Source organism: Sphingomonas koreensis, from assembly GCF_002797435.1.
In the GTDB taxonomy this organism is placed as follows: domain Bacteria; phylum Pseudomonadota; class Alphaproteobacteria; order Sphingomonadales; family Sphingomonadaceae; genus Sphingomonas; species Sphingomonas koreensis.
In genome coordinates this window covers 1,693,508-1,711,611 of record NZ_PGEN01000001.1, presented here as the reverse complement: position 1 = coordinate 1,711,611, position 18,104 = coordinate 1,693,508, and the positions used below count along the sequence as shown (strand labels likewise).

Here is an 18,104-nt window from a genome sequence, read left to right as displayed (position 1 = left end):
TCCGGATTTCGAATGGGGTCGCAGCAGCATGTCGCTGACCCTGTTGGCGCTTGCGGCCGCACCGGCGGCACAGGTCGCGGCGCAGCCGACGATGCCGGAGCCCGCCGCTATTCTTGCCGAAACGCGGCGCGTCGCCGACTGGCAACTCGCCAATCGCACCAACTGGGCGACGATGCCCGCGGCACGGCCCAGCGTGCGCAACCCGCGCGATTGGCAGCAGGCGGCGTTCTGGATCACGCTGACCGATCTCGCGCAGCGCGACCGTCGCTATGGGAAGCCGCTGCTCGATCTCGGCGGCGAGCTCGGCTGGAGGCTGGGCGACAAGCCGCTCCATGCCGATGACCAGCTCATCGCCCAGGCGTGGATCTGGGCGGCGCAAAACGGCGCTGGCAAGGCCGCGATCGCGCCGGCAATCGCCTATTTCGACAACGTCCTGGCCAATCGTCCGGCGGGAAGCCTCGAGTTCGTGCCCGTCGCACCGGGGCGCAACTCGTCCGACTGCACCGATCGCTGGTGCTGGTGCGATGCGCTGTTCATGGCCCCGCCGACCCTGCTTCAGCTTTCGAAGATCACCGGCGACAAACGCTACGCCGATTTCGCGCATGAGGAGTTCAGGGCGACCACCGACTATCTCTACGATGGCGGGGAGAAGCTCTATTTCCGCGACAGCCGCTTCTTCGACGTGCGCGACGCCAAGGGGCGCAAGCAGTTCTGGAGCCGCGGCAACGGTTGGGTGATGGGTGGCCTCGTCCGCATGCTCCAGGCCATGGATCGCAAGGATCCCGAGCGGTCCTATTATGAGAAGCTGTTCCGCGACATGTCGGCGCGGCTGCTGACGCTGCAAAAGGCCGACGGCTACTGGCCCGCTTCGCTGCTCGACGATGATCCCGGTACTCCGCCGGAGACGAGCGGCACCGCCTTCTTCACTTACGCCTTCGCCTGGGGTGTCGATGCGGGGCTGCTCGATCGCGGTGCCTATCAGCCAGCGGCGATCAAGGGCTGGAGCGCGATCACGCGTGCGGTGCAGCCCGACGGGATGCTCGGCTGGGTGCAGCAGGTTGGCGACCGGCCCGACAGCGTTTCGGCCAGGGAGACGCAATTCTACGGCTCGGGCGCCTTCATCCTCGCTGGAACCGCGATGTACGATCTTGCGCGCAAGGTGAAGCGCTGATGCGGGTTTACCTACCTGTGCTCGCCGCATTGCTCATCGCCAATGCGGCGCCTGCCGATGGCTGGGCCGGAAAGCCGCACGGCCCTGTCTACGCCGCCGATGTCGCGCCGATGGACCGCACGGTCCGCACGCGGCTGATGCCGCAGGTCGAGACGCTGCTCGAGCAGTTGCTGCGCGAGAAGCGCGGCATGAAGCTTGGCGGGGTCGCGGTGTTCGAGAGCGGGGACAAGTTCCTGCCCGGCAAGATCGCAGCGGCGATGGCGTATCGCATCACCGCGATGGAGAAGGGCGATCCCCGGCTCGACCAGCGGCTGCGCGACTTTGCCGATATCGCGGAGCTGACGCTCGACGATCCGAACGACAGCTGGGGCATCTATTACTACGTCTCGGCGCTGCACGACCTCAACCAACGCGGGCTGCTCGATCGCGCCGTGCGTCCGGCAACGCTGGCCAAGCTCAAACAGCAGCTCGACTGGCGCCGCTTCGTGCGGTCCGATCTCACGCTGATCGATCTGCCCAACAACTATTATGGCGTGGCCTTCTCGATCGCGCGGTTGCGGCACCTGATGGGCTGGGAGGATGCGTCCGGCGCGGACCAGCTGCTCGCGCGCACGCTCGATCACTATCGCAGATATTCGGGCGAGTTCGGCTTCGCCGACGAGACCGAGGGGAAGGGGCGGTTCGACCGCTATTCGGTGTTGCTGATCGGCGAGATCGCGCACCGGCTGATCGAAACCGGAATGACACCGAGTGCCGAGGTGAAAGGCTGGCTGCGCAAGTCGGTCGATCTGCTGCTCCCGCGCTTCAACCTGACCGGCGAAGGGTTCGAATATGGCCGCAGCATCGGTGCCTATGGCGAAACTGCCTTTGTCGAGGTGCTGACCGCCGCCGCGCTGCTCAAGGTGCTGACGCCGGAGGAGGAGCGCATGGCCTATGCCTTCTCCAGCCGGATCAGCGCGCGCTACATGGACTTCTGGGTCAATCCCGCGAGCGGATCGGTCGATCTGTGGGGACAGGGACGGCGCACCGACGCCTATCGCGGCATCCATCGCATCTTTGGCGAGAATCTGAGCCTCGCCCGACAGCATATCTACACCAATGCGATCTGGAACCGGCTTGGCTATGCCGGTCACGCGTCCGATCGCAGCTATGCGAAATGGCTGGAGACGCTGCCGCGCTCGACCGTCACCTGGTTCGCGCGCGGCGAGTATGACCGCGCGTTGGTGAGCGTGCGCGATCGCCAGAGGCTGATCGGGCTTCCGATCATCAACGGGGCGGAGGGGCAGCACATGCACAACCCCTATTTCCCCGTGCCTTACTCGCCCGGCATGCTCTCCGGTTCTGCCGACGCGGCCTATCCGCATCTCGTCCCGCGCATCACGCTGGCGGATGGCGCCGTGCTGATGCCGCTCGCCTTCTTCAAGGATGTGCGCGTCACGCGGCGCGGTGCAGTGACCGAGGTGCGCTGGCGGCAGGAGGCGCTCGACCGGATGGGCGGAAACGACGCCCGGCCCGACCGTCGCGCGAGCATCGAGACGCACTATATCCTCGCGCCCGGGCGCATTACCCGAAGCGACCGGCTGCGCCTTGCGCCCGGGGTGCGCGCCGCACGGATCGATCTCGAATTTGCGAGCTTCTCGGGCGCGCCGTCGATCCGGGCAGGACAGGTGACCTTCGGCAACGGCGAGGTGCGTGGATTTGCCGCGACGGGATATGATGGGTGTACGGCTGGAAAGGCTGATTCGCCTGAATATCGAGCGCCGGTGGGTGGCTTCGCGACCGTGGTGCGTTGTGCGAAAACCGCGCCATCCGGTCGCGCCGGCATCATAGCGCTAACATGGGAGTTGTCGTACAACAGGTGATCTGATCGGTTGACTCTCGCCGACAAAGTTGTAGGACACATACCTATGACACCGGTATCAAACCGGGAATCGGGGAGGATGGAATGAAGTCTGGATCGACGGTGAGACGTGGCACTCTGCTCGCTTCGGCGGCGCTTGTGGCAATGGCGCCTGCATCTGCGCAGGACGCGCCACCGTCCGCCCCGTCTGCCACCGATAGTGCTGCAGAAGAGGAAATTCTGGTCACCGGCGCGCGTGCGACGCAGCGCACCTCGATCGAGTTCAAGCGCAATGCCGATGTCGTTGTCGACGGTCTGGTCAGCGACGAGATCGGTGCGACCCCGGACAACAGCGTCGGCGACACGCTCGAGCGGATCGTCGGCGTCTCGGCCGATCGCTTCAAGGGCAATGCCAATGAACTGTCGGTGCGCGGCCTCGGTCCGACGCTCAGTTTCTCGACCTTCAACGGGCGCGAGGTCTCGACCGCCGGCCCGGACCGCTCGGTCGCCTTCCAGCAATTCCCGTCGGAATTGGTCAATGGCGTGCTGGTGTACAAGTCGCAGCGCGCCGACTTCCTCGAGGGCGGGGTCGGCGGCGTGATCGAGCTGCGGTCGATGAAGCCGCTAGACTATGGCAAGCGCCGCATTCAGTTCGAGGTTCGCGGCGACTTCCAGCCGAAGGACGACGACGTCTATCAGCATAGCGGCCTCGGCTACCGCGCCAACCTCTCCTACACCGACACGTTCCGGACCGGCATCGGCGATATCGGCATCTCGATCGGTTATCAGCGTCAGGACACGACGACGCCGGAGGATTACTACAACACCAATTCGACCTTCCAGGCATGCAACACGATCGCCAACAACCCCTCGCTGGTGACCGGTTCCGCCGCTGTGCTGGTCGCCTCCGGCGCGGGTGCCAATTGTACGGCCGCCAGCGGGCCGCGGTCGATCCCGCCCAGCACGGGCGCGACCCCGGTGCTCGTCGGTGAAACCCGTGGCGACGTCTATTTCGCCAACAGCTCGCGTAGCTTCCGTACCCAGAAGACCTCCGAAGTCCGCGACGGCATCATCGGCGCAATCCAGTGGCGGCCACATCCCGACTTCGAGATCGCGCTCGACGGCCAATATTCGAACCGCGCCAGCCTGGAGGACCGCAATGTCCTGCAGATCACCGAGGGACTTCGCGGTATCCAGCCGCTGGTCATCGGTACCGGCAGCAACGGCTATTCGCGCGGCGCACTGATGAGCTACCGCGGCAATTCGAACCTTGAGAACCAGCTCGAGAAGCGCCAGCGCAACGAGGAGTATCTGGGTGGCGGCATCAACCTGATCTGGTCGCCCGAACGCTGGAACATCGCGTTCGATGGTTCCTATTCGCGCAGCCATCGCACGGAGACGCAGAAGCAGACGCGCATGCGCTCGACCACGCGCGTGCCCTACACGCTGACCTATAATGGCGACGATGTCGTGCCGACGGTCGATTTCGGCAGCTTCGACATCACCAACCACGCCAACTTCCTCGCCGTCGGCAGCACCTCGGTCTATGCGCGCAACCGTTTCGTCACCGATCGCGAGGACGTGATCTGGGCCGGCAAGCTCGACGTCACCCGCGAGTTCGACGGGTTCGTCAACTCGGTGAAGTTCGGCGCCCGCTACTCGGATCATCACCGCACCAACGACAATGCGCGCAATGCCGATCTCAATACGATCCCGGGTAGCGCGGCGCAGGTCGCTGCGCTGATAACCCAGGCCAATCAGCAATGCCGCGTGCCGTTCACCACCAGCTCGTACATGCAGGGCATGGGGACCAACGTCACGCGCTGGGCGACCTTCGACAATGATTGTCTGTTCCGGACCTTCACCGGCAGCGACGAAGCGCTGCCCTATCCCAGCGACGGGCGCGACCCCAGTGACATCGATGTGCGCGAGAAGATCTGGGCGGCCTATGCGATGGCCAATTTCCGTGCGGATGAAGGCTCGGTGCCGTTCAGCGGCAATGTCGGCCTGCGCTGGGTCAAGACCGACATCACCTCGATCGGCTACCGTCAGGGGTATCGCCTGACGATCAACTCGGGCAACGACACTTACGACATCGCGGTCGACCCCGCCCAGCCGCTGTCGGTGAACACGGCCAAGGGCAGCTACAATTATCTCCTGCCCAGCGCGAACATCGCATTCGACCTGTCGCAGCAGCTGAAGCTGCGTCTCGCCGCCTATCGCGCCATCGCGCGTTCGGGCATCGAGAGCTTCGGTGCCGGTATCAGCCTCACGCCGACGACGTCGGCGAGCGGGATCGGCAACATCGTGTTCAATGCCACCACCGGGAACCCGGACCTCAAACCGTTGCGCTCATGGAACGCGGACGCCAGCATCGAGCTCTATGCCTCGAAGGACACGATGCTGTCGGTGGCGGGCTATTATAAATGGGTCACCGGCGCGGTGATCGGCCGTTCCGAGCCGCGGCCGACCGACATCACCGTCACCACGATCCGCGACGGCGGCACGCCGACGACACAGACCTTCACCATCAATCCGGTCGGCCCCGCCAACGACCAGGATACGCGCCATCTCTACGGTGTGGAGGCGACGCTCAGCCATGTGCTGACCTGGCTGCCCGATCCGCTCGACGGCTTCGGCTTTCAGGGCTCGGTCAACCGCGCCTTCGCCAATTTCGAGTTTCCCGACACCTCGCCGATCGCCGCGTATGTCAGCCCGGCGAACCTGATCGGCCTGTCGAAATGGACGGCGAGCGGATCGGTATGGTTCGAGAAATGGGGGCTCTCGCTTCGTGCGAACCTTCGCTACCGTTCCGACTATTACAAGCCGAACGGCGGCACCAACCGCGAAATCCGCGACGGCACCTATCTGAACCTCTCGGCGCAGTACGACATTTCGAAGCACGTCCAGTTGAAGCTGCAGGCGCTCAATGTCACCGGCACCCCCGACATCATGTACAAGGGTGGCTTCGACAGCATCGCCGAAGTCTCCAACAGCGGTACCCAGTATTTCTTCGGGTTCCGGGTGCGCCTGTGAACCGGGCTGACGCGATGAAACTAGGCCGGACCATCCCTCTCTCGGTCCTTGCCGTCACCGTCGCCGCGGGCGCCTTGCCCGCGGCGGCGGCTTTTTCGCCCGCCGGCCCGGCTGCGGTCTGCCGCGCGAGCGACGGATATGCCGCCGACTTCGGTGGGCGGCGTACCTTTACGTTGCGTCCGGTCGAGCTCGAGGCGATCAAGGCATCGCTGGCGAGCGATGCCGCCGTCGGCCAGGCCTATCGCGCACTCCGCGCCAGGGCCGATCAGGCCCTTGCCCGCAAGCCCGGCTCGGTACTCGACAAGCGCACGGTCCCGCTGTCGGGCGACCGCCGCGACTATGTGAGCCTCGCGCCCTATTGGTGGCCGGACCCCGCCAATCCCGGGGGGGCCTATGTGCGCCGCGACGGGCAGGTGAATCCGGAACGCGAGACCAACCGCTTCGATCGCAGCGCGCTCGGGCGGCTGGTGAGCGATACCGACGCGCTTGGCCTCGCTTATTACTATAGCGGTGAGCGCAAATATGCCGACAAGGCGGCAGCGCTGGTCCGTGCCTGGTTCCTCGATCCCGCGACGGGTATGAACCCCAACATGAACTATGCTCAGGCGGTGCCCGGGCGCGAGAATGGCCGGGCCGAAGGCGTGCTCGACACCAGCGGGTTCATCGCGGTGATCGACGCGGTGGGGCTGATCGGGCCATCCGGGGCGCTGTCGCCGGACGAGATCAAGGCGCTCGAAACCTGGTTCTCGCGCTATGTCGACTGGATGCGGAGCAGCCCCAACGGCAAGGCCGAGGCGGCGGCGCGCAACAATCACGGCATCTGGTACGACGCCCAGATCGCCCGCTTCGCGCTGTTTGCTCGCCGCGAGGATATCGCGCGGCGGACCGTGGGCGACTTTGCCAAGGCGCGGATCGCGAAGCAGATCGATCCTTCCGGCGCGCTGCCCCATGAACTGACGCGCACGCGCAGCTTCCACTATTCGATCTACACCCTCGACGCAGCCTATCATGTCGCCGACAGCGCGGTTTGCCTCGGTACCGATCTCTATGGTGCAGAGGTTGAGGGCCGCTCGCTGCGCAAGGCGACCGCCTATGTCGCGGCCTATCGCGGGCGGCAGGCGGACTGGCCCTACAAGGAGATGAAGTGGCCGGCGGAGGGATTGGAGTATCTGCTGACCCGCGCGGATGCGGCCTGGGGACCGGGCGCCTATCCGCGAATGGCGGGGGGCGACATGATATTGCGATACCGGATAGTCGCGCCTTGATCGCGCGCCGCACGCTGCTGGCGGCGGCACCGTTGCTTGCCTTTCCGGCAGGGGGGCGGGTATCCGGCTTCGATCTTCGCGCGGTCGAGCGGCCCCGCGTCATCCCGCGGGCGCGCGCGATGCTTGCAGAGCCGCCACGGACTATTGCCGCAATTCCGGCGCCGCGCAGCCCGGCCGGGCGGCAGGACTATTATTCCGAGGGCGATTACTGGTGGCCCGATCCGGCGAACCCCGGCGGGGCGTACATCCGCCGCGACGGCCGCTCCAACCCCGACAAGTTCGACGGGCATCGCGACGCGCTGATCCGGTTCGGCCGGATCGTCCCGATGCTTGCCGCGGCGTGGGAACTGACCGGCGAGCCCCGCTACGCCGCGGCGGCGATCCGGCATCTGCGCGCGTGGTTCGTCGATCCGGCGAGCGCGATGAACCCCAATCTCCAGCACGCGCAGGCGATCATCGGCGTCAATACCGGCCGCGCGATCGGGGTGATCGACACGCTCCAGATCGTCGAGGTCGCGCGCGCCGCCAGCCTGTTCGCCCGCCGCAACGCGCCGGGCTATGCCGCGATCCGTACGGAGGTGGAGCGCTGGTTCGCGCGCTATCTCGACTGGCTCACCACCTCGCCCTTCGGCACCGAAGAGCGCGACGAGAAGAACAATCACGGCACCTGCTGGCTGCTGCAGGCCGCGGCCTTCGCTGCGGTCGCAGAACGCAAGGACGTACTGGATTTCGCGCGCGATCGGCTGAAGACCGTGATCATCCCGGGCCAGGTCGCGCCGGACGGCCGCCAGCCGCTCGAACTGGCGCGCACCAAACCCTATGCCTATTGCCTGTTCAATCTCGACGTACTCGCGGCGTCGGCCTGGTTGTTGTCGAAGGCGGAAGGCGAACTGATCGGCTGGCGCACCGCCGACGGGCGTTCGATCGGACAGGCGATCGCCTTCATGACGCCCTACATCGCCGACAAGTCGAAATGGCCGTACGCGAAGGACGTCGAATATTTCGAGGGCTTTCCTGTGCGGCACCCGGCGTTGCTGTTCGGCGCGCGCGCGCTCGATCGCTCTGGCTGGCTTCGCGTCTGGACCGGCCTCAACCCCGATCCTGCGATCGGCGAGGTGATCCGCAACTTCCCGATTCGCCAGCCTCTGCTCTGGATGCGCTGAACTTCAGGCAAGCGCCCGGACGAATGCCGCAGCGCGCGCGCCGACCTCTGCGGCGCTGAAGCCTGGCCTGTAGAGCGCAGAGCCTAGACCGAATCCGGAGGCGCCCGCATCGCGCCAGGGCTGGATCGTGTCGGGGGTGATGCCGCCCACGGGCAGCACGCGGGTGGCTACCGGCAGCACCGCGCGCATCGCCTTGAGCGCCACGGGTGATGCGGCCTCGGCCGGAAACAGCTTGAGCGCGGTCGCGCCCGCGTCAAGCGCGGCGAAGGCCTCGGTCGGCGTGGCGATGCCGGGCAGCGAGATCAGACCGTGCGCCGCGGTGGCCGCGATCACGGCGGGGCTGGCGTTGGGCGAGACGATCAGCCGGCCGGCCGACTCTGCAACCGCGGTCACCTCCGCCTCGCGCAGTACCGTCCCGCCGCCGACCATCGCGCGATCGCCCAGCCGTCTTGCCAGCCGCGTGATGCTTTCGAACGGATCGGGCGAGTTTAGCGGCACTTCGATCAGCGTAAAACCGGCATCGGCAAGCGCGTCGCCGATCGCCTCGACTTCGCCCGGCTTCACGCCGCGCAGGATTGCGATCAGCGGGCATTGCGCGAAGGCGACGTCGAAGGCGGCGAGATGGTTCATTGGAAGACGTTTCCGATTGCTAGGATGCCGGCGACGAAGGCCGTTTGACTGTCTATCAGGCTGGCCGCGCGGTCATGCATCTCGATCGCGGCGATATAGAGATTGCCGAGCTCGGGGCCGGACAGGATGAACATTTCCGCATCCGGCGCCTGGTCGATCCGTGCGGCGACGTCGCTGCCGATCAGCAGGCCGCTGGCATAGGCCGCGGCATCGGCATCGTCGCGCGTCCCCAGAATCTTCGCCGCGCGGATGCCGAACAGCGATGCGGCAAGGTCACGGCGCTTGGCCTCCTCCACACCTTGGCGAAAAGCGGTGTTGGCGCTCACCTCGCCCGTAAGCTGCGCGGCGAGCAGGCCGTGGCTGCGTAGCAGCGCAAACAGCTCACCGGTCATCGCAGTGGTGAAGCCGGTAATGCGCCCGCCCCGCATCTGCGCCCATTTGCAGTGGGTGCCGGGCTGAACGAGCAGCGCGTCGCCCGGCGCCAGGCCGGCTGCCACCGCGCCGAGCAATTGCACTTCCTCGCCGCGCATCACGTCGGGCCGCTGATGGGCCAGCGTCGACACGCCGGGCACGATCGCGGTGCGCTCGTCGATCTTCAGCAGGTTCGCCGCGAGCTCGCCGACGCCTGCGGGGGCCGGCACATAGGGCGCCGTCCGCCAACCAATGTTCGATCCGACCATCCCGGCAATCAGCATCGGCAGATCGCCGAACCGCGCGCGAATGTCAGCCGCCTCGCTCGCAAAATCCCGTACCGCCGTCACCCCGCGATCGTCGCGTTCGGTGCGCGCGACCGCGCCGTCTTCCAGCAGGTAGACCCGGCGGTTGGTGGTTCCCCAGTCGACCGCGAGGAGCGGTTCCCGGGGCCTCACCACCATGTCGCGTACAGGGCGATCAGGATCATGATGATGATGACGCCCGCAACGTTGAAGCTGGTCGTCGTGCCGAACGAGACGCCCTGCATCGTGATGCGGTTGCTGTCGGCGGGGGCTGGGCGGACCAGCGAGACGACGACCGCGAGCGCCAGGCTGACGAAGAACACGATCATCATCCGGTTCATGAACGGGACCGCGTTGAGCGTGGCGATCCCGCCCCAGTCGGCCGGGAACCAGAACAGAAAGCTGAGCAGCACCGACGCCACCGCGCCGGTCAGCGCCCCCGCCTCGGTCGCGCGCGGCCAGAACAGGCCGAGCAGGAAGATGACGGTGATGCCCGGCGTCACGAAGCCGGAGAATTCCTGGATGTACTGGAACGCCTGGTCGAGGCTGCCGAGCAACGGCCGCGCGGTGAAGATGGCGAGCAGCGTCGCGACCACCGCGGTAGTGCGGCCGACCCGTACCAGCTGCTTCTCATGCGCGGCGGTCAGGCCGCTGTCGCCGCTCGCACTGGCTGTCGCGGCATCCTGCGCGCGGCTCTGCACGCCCTTTGCCTTGGCATAGAGGTCGAGCGTGAAGATGGTGGCGATCGAATTGATCTTGGAAGCGGTCGACGCGATGATCGCCGCCACGAGCGCCGCGAACACCAGGCCGAGCAGGCCCACCGGGAGCAACCTCATCATCGTCGGATAGGCCTGGTCGGGCTTGGCGAGATCGGGGGCCAGGATCACCGCGGCGATGCCCGGCAGCACGATGATCACCGGCATCAGCAGCTTGAGGAAGGCGGCGAACACCACGCCTTTCTGCGCTTCGGACAGGCTCTTCGCGGCAAGCGCGCGCTGGATGATATATTGGTTGAATCCCCAATAGCTGAGGTTGGCGATCCACATGCCGCCGATCAGCACGCTGAGGCCCGGCAGATCCTTGTAGAAGGGATTGTCGGGTGCGAGGATCATGTCGAACTTCCCGGGCAGTTCGGTGGTGAGGCGGGTGAAGCCGCCCATCACACCCGCATCGCCGCCGATCTTGCTAAGCGTGAGGTAGGAGATGACGAGGCCGCCGAGCACCAGCAGCGTGACCTGGACGATATCGGTCAGCGCAACCGCCTTGAGGCCGCCGCGCAGCTGATAGACCAGCGCGAAGGCGCCGAGGCCGAACAGCGCGATATCCTGATCGACCCCGGCGACCTGTGTCACGGCGATCGAGCCCAGCCACAGGATCGAAGTCAGGTTCACGAAGATGTAGAGCGCCAGCCAGAACACCGCCATCACGGTGCGGATCGTCGGCCCGAACCGCTGTTCCAGGAACTGCGGCATCGTGTAGATTTCGTTCTTGAGGAAGATCGGCAGGAACCATTTGCCGACGATCAGCAGGGTCAGCGCCGCCATCCATTCATAGGATGCTATGGCGAGACCGATCGCATAGCCCGATCCCGACATGCCGACGATCTGCTCGGCCGAGATGTTCGCCGCGATCAACGACGCGCCGATCGCCCACCAAGGCAGTGACTTGGAGGCGAGGAAATAGTCGGACGTGTCCTTGGCGTGTCCGGCCTTCTCGCGGCTCACCCATTGGGCCAGCGCAAAGATGCCGATCGCGTAGACGATGACGACGATCAGATCGATGTGCGACAGGCTTGTCACCGCGCTTCCTCTCCATGACGCGCGCACCGGTTCCTGCGCAAATACATATTATATGATAAATTGACCCTGTCCAGCGCACCCCCTAACGTGGCGCTGTTGGTTTTCGGATGGGGTGGTTTCATTGGCGTTCGAATTGTCAGTGCAGGCGCACGATGACCGGGGGCCCGAACTGGGCCGCAACCTGACCTATGGCCTGCTCGACACGCTGGGTCGCGCGATCGTGACCGGCAAGTACGAGCGCGACCCCTTTCCCACCGAGGCTGAGCTCGCCAGTCACCATGGCGTCAGCCGTTCGGTAACGCGCGAGGCAGTGAAGATGCTTGCCGCCAAGGGATTGCTCACTGCCCGGCCGCGCCAGGGCACGGCGGTGCGGCCGACCTCGACCTGGAACCTGTTCGACACCGATGTGCTGCGCTGGTTGCTCGAACGGCAATTCTCGGTCGCGCTGCTGAAGCAGTTCTACCAGCTGCGGTCCGCGACGCGATCCGCGCCCGCGATCCCGAAGCTGTGCGCGCAGCGATGCGCGCGCTGATCGGCGACGTGCTCGAACTGATCGACGAAGCGGAAACCGGCGAGAAACCGGAATAGCGGACAGAAGGAACGGGCGTGGACAGGATCAAGCTGGGGCTGGTCGGGATCGGCAAGATCGCGCGAGACCAGCATCTTCCCGCAATTGCTGCATCGGTCGATTTCGAGCTGGCGGCGACCGCCAGCCGGCACGGCCGTGTCGACGGCGTCGAAGGCCATGGCTCTATTGTCGAGCTGATCGCGGCGCGACCGGAGATCGATGCGCTCTCGCTCTGCACGCCGCCCGAGGGGCGGTTCGAGCAGGCGATGGCCGCAATCGCGGCGGGCAAGCACGTCATGCTCGAAAAGCCCCCGGCGGCCACCGTATCGGAGGCCAGGACGCTGGAACAGGCGGCATACGCAGCGGGCGTCTCGCTGTACGCGACCTGGCATTCGCGCGAGGCGGGTGAGGTCGATGCCGCACGCGACTGGCTCGCGGCGCGCCGGATCGATGCGGTGCGCATCCGCTGGATGGAGGACATCCGCCAATGGCATCCCGGCCAGGACTGGATCCTTGCTGCCGGCGGCTTCGGCGTGTTCGATCCGGGGATCAACGCGCTGTCGATCGCGACGCGGATCTTGCCCCAGCCGCTGACGGTGCTCGCCGCGACGATGGATATCCCCGCCAATCGTGCCTGCCCCATTGCCGCGTCGGTGCGCTTCCGCACTGGCAGCGCGGAGGTGGATGCGAAGTTCGACTTTCTCCAGACCGGCGAACAGACCTGGCAGATCGAGGTCGAAACCGATGCCGGTCTGCTACGCCTTACCGAGGGCGGAGGCAGGCTCGAGCGGCCCGGCCAGCCATCGCTGAGCGGACCGGACCGGGAATATCCTCGGCTCTATCGCGCGTTCGCGGAGTTGATCCGCAGCGGCCAATCGGATGTCGATCTCCAGCCGATCCAGCTCGTCGCCGATGCCTTTCTGGTTGCCGAGCGGCGGATCGTCGATCCCTTCCAGTTCTAGCGGCGGTACGGCGCGTTCAGACGCGCAGGTAACGAAAGTACCAGACCTCGTGCCCCTGCCGCCGCGCCTTGCGCTCGTAGCGGGTCTCGGGCCAGTCGGCCGGACGGGTGAGGAAGTCCTTGGCTTCCTTTGCCTGCCATTCGAAGTCGCGGCGCTGGTTCATCACCATCATCGCCCAGCGGCAATAGGTGGGATCGTCAGTGCCCAGCCGGAATTCGCAGCCGGGCTTGAGCTTGGCGGCGATCAGGTCGAGCGGGCCGTGATTGACCATCCGCCGCTTGGCGTGGCGGGCCTTTCGCCACGGATCGGGATGAAGCAGATAGACTCGATCCAGGCTGGCGTCGGGGAGCCGCTCGATCACTTCGAGCGCATCCCCCATATGCAACCGTACGTTCGCGAGATCGCCATCGCGGATATGCCCGAGCGCGCCGACCACCCCGTTGAGGAACGGTTCGCAGCCGATAAAGCCGTGATCGGGCCGCATCGAGGCCTGCCCGGCCAGATGCTCGCCCGCGCCGAACCCGATCTCCAGTTCCAGCGGGCGTGCGTCGCCGAACAACAGGGCCGAATCGAGCGAACCGGTTTCGGGTACCGCAACCTGCGGCAGCATCTCCTCGACCAGCGACGCCTGTCCGGCGCGCAGCTTGTGGCCCTTCGCCCGGCCATAGAGGCGGCGGATCTTCGCGGGATCGTTCATGGCGAGCGGCCCTAGCGTCGGGCGCGCGGAAAGGGAACTGCGGTTACTTGAACGTCGCCGAATCCAGCGTGAGCGTGCTCTTGCCCCAGGTCGAGACCCGCGAGGTGACTTGCCCGCCGATGATCTTGCCGATCTCCGCCGGTTCAGGCAGCCGGTCGCGGCCGAGATAGTTGATCGTCTCGCCCGGCAGCACGACGCTTACTGACCAGCTTTCCTTGCCATCCTTGCCATCCTTGCCGATGCCAAACAGGGTACTGGGGCTCGGCTGCGTCCACACCGCTTGTCCTGAATCGGTGAAGGCGAGCAGATAGCTGTTGTCGCTTTCCGCTGGGCGATAGACCGGTGCCGGTGCCTTGACCGCACGATCGCGGCACCAGGCGACCGGGGCTGCTTCCTTGGCCTCTTCCTTGCCCTTCTTGTCGCGCACGGCCGCGACCATCAATGCATCCATCAATGCGGATGCACCGTCGGGCTTGACCGGTTTCGAGGTGCCGTTGAGCTTGAGCGGGCTGGTGCAATCGGCGATCGCGGCGGCGGCGGGCGACGGCTTGATCTTGCCGGGCCAGCCGATTGCGGCGATCACGTCCTCGAGGCGGCGGGCCAGCGACGCCGTCTCCAGCGTCGTTGCGGAATAGCGGATCTTCACCAGCCATTCTCCCACCGGCACCATGGCGAGCGCTGTGCTGCGGTAGGGGGCGTCCGACAACGTCCAAGCAGCCTTCAAGCCTGAAGCCGTCGCTTGGCCGGGCGGGGTGAAGGTGAGCGGCATCTCGAATCGGGTCTTGCGTCCGAACGATGCGCGCTGCTCGACCGAACTGCTCGACACGTCGAACCACAGCGACGGCACGCCCGTGTTCACGCGGTAGATATAGACCGATACTTCTTCGCTGCTATCCGCCGGAAAATAGCGGAATGCGACGTCGAGCTGCGGCTTCACATATTCCTGGCCCTCTTTGCGCGGGAAACCCAGCAGGGTAACTGGCAGCGTGATCCCGCTATTCTCGTGTTTGAACGGCTTGTCCGCTTCGGTCGTGAGGGGGGCCGGTTTGGTCTGCGCGAAGGCGGGCGCGGCGCCCGCGATCAGGATTGCGGCGATCAGACGAACGGCCATTCCATCTCTCCCCCAAAGCGTCGATGCCGAGCGTGATCGCTGGCGCACAGATCCGCAAGCGGCTTTCGCGCCTCAGTTCAGCCGCTCGAAGGCGATGCGGCGTGCGCGCGGGTCGGCCTGGGTCAGCCGCACGTCGAGCGTGTCGCCGGGGGTCAGGCCCGACGCATCGACCCGTGCGGTCACCGGCAGGCTGCACAGCTGGATTGCGGCGCCCCGCTCGCCGATGTCGGTGACCACCGCGCCGAGCGTCGTGCCCTCATTGCCGGCGAGCATCACTGCCTCGGCCATGTCGATCACCGCCCGGTCGATCTGCCCGGCGCGGGCATCCGCGCGTGCCATCACCTTGGGCAGCTTCGCGAAGGCCTGTGTCACATGGTCGGGCACCGGCCGGCCGTTCGCCACCGCGAGGGTGGCCTGCACGACGTAGCGATCGGCCAGCCGCCGCAGCGGCGCGGTGGCATGGGCATAGGGTGCGGCGACGGCGGCATGCCAGGGCGTCTCGCCCGGACGGAACACCTGATAGCCCGCGCCATTGCCCGCGCGGCGGATCGCCAGCATCAGGGCGGCGGCACGCGGGTCGGCGGGGTCGAGCATACGTTCGAACTGAGTCAGCGTCGCATGGCTCGGCCATTCGATGCCAAAGGCGCGCGCTGTATGCCGCAGCCGCCGGACTGCATGGTCGCTGGGTTCCGCCATCACCCGGAACAGTCCGGTGCCATGTGCGATCAGCGCGTCCGCGACCGCCATGTTGCAGGCGAGCGAGAGCGCGGCGTTCTGGTCCTCCGAGGGATGGCGGTCGCGGAAGGAAAGTGTGAGCTTGCCGTCCGGCCCCGCGCTCACCTCCTGCTCGGGCGGATCGACGCGGGCCGCGCCGCGCTCGGCTTCGGCTGCGATGATCCGCGCCGACAGTTCGGTGAAGCCTGCGGGCAGGTCTTCCGGGCGAACGGTCGCATAGGCGAGCTTGGCATGGCTGCGGATCACGGCGCGCGTCGCCGCGTCGAGCTTCACAGCACCGTCGGGCGCGATACGGACGCTGAACACCACCGCGGGCCGCGGGCCATCGGGCAACAGGCTCGCCGCGCCTTCGGCCAGCACCGGCGGATAGAGGCCCGCCTTGCCGTCAGGCAGGTACAGCGTCTCGCCGCGCGTCCAGGCTTCGGCGTCGATCGGTCCGCGCTCATCGACGAACCATGCGAGGTCGGCGATGGCATAGTGGAGGATAAGGTCGCGTCCTGCAGTCTCGATCGCGAACGCCTGATCGAGATCGGTCGCGCTTGCGGGGTCGAGCGTCACGAAAGCGCGATCGGTCCAGTCCGCATGATCCGATGGCGTGCGTCCCGCCGCGGCATGGGCGGCCGCCAGCACCTCCGGCGGAAATGCCTGCGGCACCTGAAACTCGGCGCGGATCGCGGCAAGCTCGCGGGCAAGGGCGTGGGATGGATCGCGGATCGTCTTCATGACAGGAAGGCTAGCCGCGCGTTGCGCCGTTGCACAGCGCGAACGCGGCGATATCGTGCCGCCCGGACATCATGGGGGCAATGGATGCGGTACGGACTGGCAGCGATCGCAATGGCATTGGCGGCGCCAGCCGCGGCGGAAACACGCAACTTCTTCCTGACCGAGCTTTCGCCGCTTGCGATCGAGGTCAGCGAGAAGTCGATCGAGCAGCTTCAGGCGATGCTTGCGAGCGGCAGGATCACCAGCGCGCAGCTGACCCAGGCCTATCTCGACCGCATCCGCGTGCTCGATCGCGCCGGGCCAAAGCTGCGCAGCGTGATCGCGCTTAATCCGCAGGCGAAGGCGCAGGCGCGCAGGGCCGATCGCAACCGGCAGCTGGGAATTGCGGAAGGGCCGCTGTTCGGCATCCCGGTGCTGGTGAAGGACAATATCGACACCGCCGAGAATGCGACCACGGCGGGAAGCCTCGCACTCAAGGACAATTTCACCAAACGTGATGCGCCGCTCGTCGCCCGGCTGCGTGCCGCGGGGGCGATCATCCTCGGTAAGACCAATCTCTCCGAATGGGCCAATATTCGCGACAGCGATTCGATGAGCGGATGGAGCGCCGTCGGCGGACTCGTCCGCAATCCCTATGCGCTCGATCGCAGCGCCTGCGGCTCGTCGAGCGGCACCGGCGCGGCGATTGCCGCCAGCCTCGCGGCGGTGGGGGTGGGCACCGAAACCGACGGGTCGATCGTCTGCCCCTCGTCGATGACCGGGCTGGTCGGTCTCAAGCCCACGCTCGGCGCGGTCAGTCGCACCCACGTCGTGCCGATCAGCTCCAGCCAGGACACCGCCGGGCCGATGGCGCGCAGCGTCAAGGACGCGGCGGCGCTGTTTGCGGCGATGATCGGCAGCGACAGCGCCGACGCCGCGACGGTGGATGCGGATGCACGTCGCGCCGCGCTGACTCCGGATTGGCGCAGGGCGAGTCTCAAGGGGGTCCGGATCGGCGTGGTGCGGCCTGAGATGCGCGCCGGGCTGGCGGCGCTCTACGACGCGCAACTCGCGGTGCTGCGCAATGCGGGAGCTGAACTCGTCGAGGTCAAGCTGGCGCCGCCGCCGACGCTGCGCGGACTTGAATTCAAGTTGCTTCAGATGGAGCTGAAGAGCGACCTCGCCGCCTATCTCGCCACCACGCCATCGTCGGTGAAGGTGCGCACGCTCGCCGATGCCATCGCCTTCAACCGGGGATCGCCGGCGGAGCTTGCCTATTTTGGCCAGAGCATTTTCGAGATGGCGGAGAAGACCGGCGGTACCGCCGATCCCGCTTATGCCAAGACCCGCGACGACGCCCGCCGGCTCGCGGCCGGAACGCTCGACACGGTTCTGACGCGGAACCGGATCGCCGTGCTGGTCGCACCGACCACCGGCACCGCCTGGCTGTCCGATCCGGTGCATGGTGATCAGGGGAGCGGCCCGAGCGCCAGCCAGCTTCCGGCGGTGGCCGGCTACCCGCACCTGACCGTGCCGATGGGGCTGACAAGCGGCCTGCCCGCTGGCCTCTCCTTCATCGGCGCCAAATGGAGCGAAGGCCGTCTGCTCGAACTCGGCCATGCCTACGAACAGGCATCGCGTGCGCGGGTGGCGCCGCAGTACCGCCCGACGGTCGATGCGGGGCCGGGGGTTGAGGGCGCGCGCTGAAC

General features: G+C 66.5%; 13 protein-coding genes and 1 pseudogene. 8 read left to right on the top strand and 6 right to left on the bottom strand.

Features of this window, described 5'->3' with window-relative positions; all coding sequences use genetic code 11:
* Positions 1-28 precede the first annotated feature (28 nt).
* The 5 genes from BDW16_RS08035 to BDW16_RS08015 all read left to right on the top strand — a co-directional run bounded on the left by BDW16_RS08035 (position 29) and on the right by BDW16_RS08015 (position 8,475).
* The gene (locus tag BDW16_RS08035; RefSeq protein ID WP_066581427.1) at positions 29-1,171 is read left to right on the top strand and encodes a glycoside hydrolase family 88/105 protein; all 1,143 of its coding nucleotides are present in this window, start codon (positions 29-31) and stop codon (positions 1,169-1,171) included.
* Positions 1,171-3,033 carry a hypothetical protein gene (locus BDW16_RS08030; protein WP_066581426.1) on the top strand — a complete coding sequence of 621 codons (1,863 nt, stop codon included), beginning with the start codon at positions 1,171-1,173 and terminating at the stop codon, positions 3,031-3,033. Before BDW16_RS08035 ends, BDW16_RS08030 begins: the two co-directional genes overlap by 1 nt.
* Positions 3,034-3,134: 101 nt before the next feature.
* The gene (locus tag BDW16_RS08025) at positions 3,135-6,047 is read left to right on the top strand and encodes a TonB-dependent receptor (RefSeq protein WP_157926331.1); all 2,913 of its coding nucleotides are present in this window, start codon (positions 3,135-3,137) and stop codon (positions 6,045-6,047) included.
* 14 nt (positions 6,048-6,061) lie between these two features.
* Positions 6,062-7,312 carry an alginate lyase family protein gene (locus BDW16_RS08020; RefSeq protein ID WP_066581418.1) on the top strand — a complete coding sequence of 417 codons (1,251 nt, stop codon included), beginning with the start codon at positions 6,062-6,064 and terminating at the stop codon, positions 7,310-7,312.
* Entirely contained in the window at positions 7,309-8,475 is a 1,167-nt protein-coding gene (locus tag BDW16_RS08015; RefSeq protein WP_198585778.1) for an alginate lyase family protein, read from the top strand. Before BDW16_RS08020 ends, BDW16_RS08015 begins: the two co-directional genes overlap by 4 nt.
* Before the next feature lie 3 nt (positions 8,476-8,478).
* On the opposite strand, the gene BDW16_RS08010 is transcribed toward BDW16_RS08015, so the two are convergent.
* From BDW16_RS08010 to BDW16_RS08000, 3 genes are read right to left on the bottom strand one after another with little or no spacing between them, the layout of a single operon-like run.
* Positions 8,479-9,105, bottom strand: a complete 627-nt coding sequence (locus tag BDW16_RS08010; protein ID WP_066581417.1) for a 2-dehydro-3-deoxy-6-phosphogalactonate aldolase — start codon at positions 9,103-9,105, stop codon at positions 8,479-8,481.
* Positions 9,102-9,980, bottom strand: a complete 879-nt coding sequence (locus BDW16_RS08005; RefSeq protein WP_066581415.1) for a 2-dehydro-3-deoxygalactonokinase — start codon at positions 9,978-9,980, stop codon at positions 9,102-9,104. The genes BDW16_RS08010 and BDW16_RS08005 overlap by 4 nt, the downstream gene beginning before the upstream one ends.
* A complete protein-coding gene (locus tag BDW16_RS08000; protein ID WP_198585777.1) occupies positions 9,971-11,620 on the bottom strand; it encodes a sodium/sugar symporter in 1,650 nt (549 codons plus the stop codon). Before BDW16_RS08000 ends, BDW16_RS08005 begins: the two co-directional genes overlap by 10 nt.
* A 121-nt stretch (positions 11,621-11,741) precedes the next feature.
* On the opposite strand from BDW16_RS08000, the pseudogene BDW16_RS07995 reads away from it, so the two are divergent.
* Both BDW16_RS07995 and BDW16_RS07990 read left to right on the top strand, forming a co-directional pair.
* A pseudogene (locus BDW16_RS07995) lies at positions 11,742-12,116 on the top strand (FadR/GntR family transcriptional regulator); the annotation flags it as partial.
* 110 nt (positions 12,117-12,226) lie between these two features.
* On the top strand, positions 12,227-13,150 hold the full coding sequence (locus BDW16_RS07990; protein ID WP_066581414.1) for a Gfo/Idh/MocA family protein: 924 nt from the start codon (positions 12,227-12,229) through the stop codon (positions 13,148-13,150).
* A 16-nt stretch (positions 13,151-13,166) separates the two neighbouring features.
* On the opposite strand, the gene trmB is transcribed toward BDW16_RS07990, so the two are convergent.
* From trmB to BDW16_RS07975, 3 genes are all read right to left on the bottom strand, one after another.
* On the bottom strand, positions 13,167-13,847 hold the full coding sequence (gene trmB / locus BDW16_RS07985; protein WP_066581412.1) for a tRNA (guanine(46)-N(7))-methyltransferase TrmB: 681 nt from the start codon (positions 13,845-13,847) through the stop codon (positions 13,167-13,169).
* 43 nt (positions 13,848-13,890) lie between these two features.
* The gene (locus BDW16_RS07980) at positions 13,891-14,958 is read right to left on the bottom strand and encodes a hypothetical protein (protein ID WP_066581411.1); all 1,068 of its coding nucleotides are present in this window, start codon (positions 14,956-14,958) and stop codon (positions 13,891-13,893) included.
* A gap of 72 nt (positions 14,959-15,030) precedes the next feature.
* Positions 15,031-16,416, bottom strand: coding sequence for an RNB domain-containing ribonuclease (locus BDW16_RS07975; RefSeq protein ID WP_066581410.1), 1,386 nt, complete (start codon positions 16,414-16,416; stop codon positions 15,031-15,033).
* 84 nt (positions 16,417-16,500) lie between these two features.
* Here BDW16_RS07975 and BDW16_RS07970 point away from each other — a divergent pair, with 84 nt between their 5' ends.
* Positions 16,501-18,102, top strand: coding sequence for an amidase (locus tag BDW16_RS07970; protein WP_066581409.1), 1,602 nt, complete (start codon positions 16,501-16,503; stop codon positions 18,100-18,102).
* Positions 18,103-18,104 lie beyond the last annotated feature (2 nt).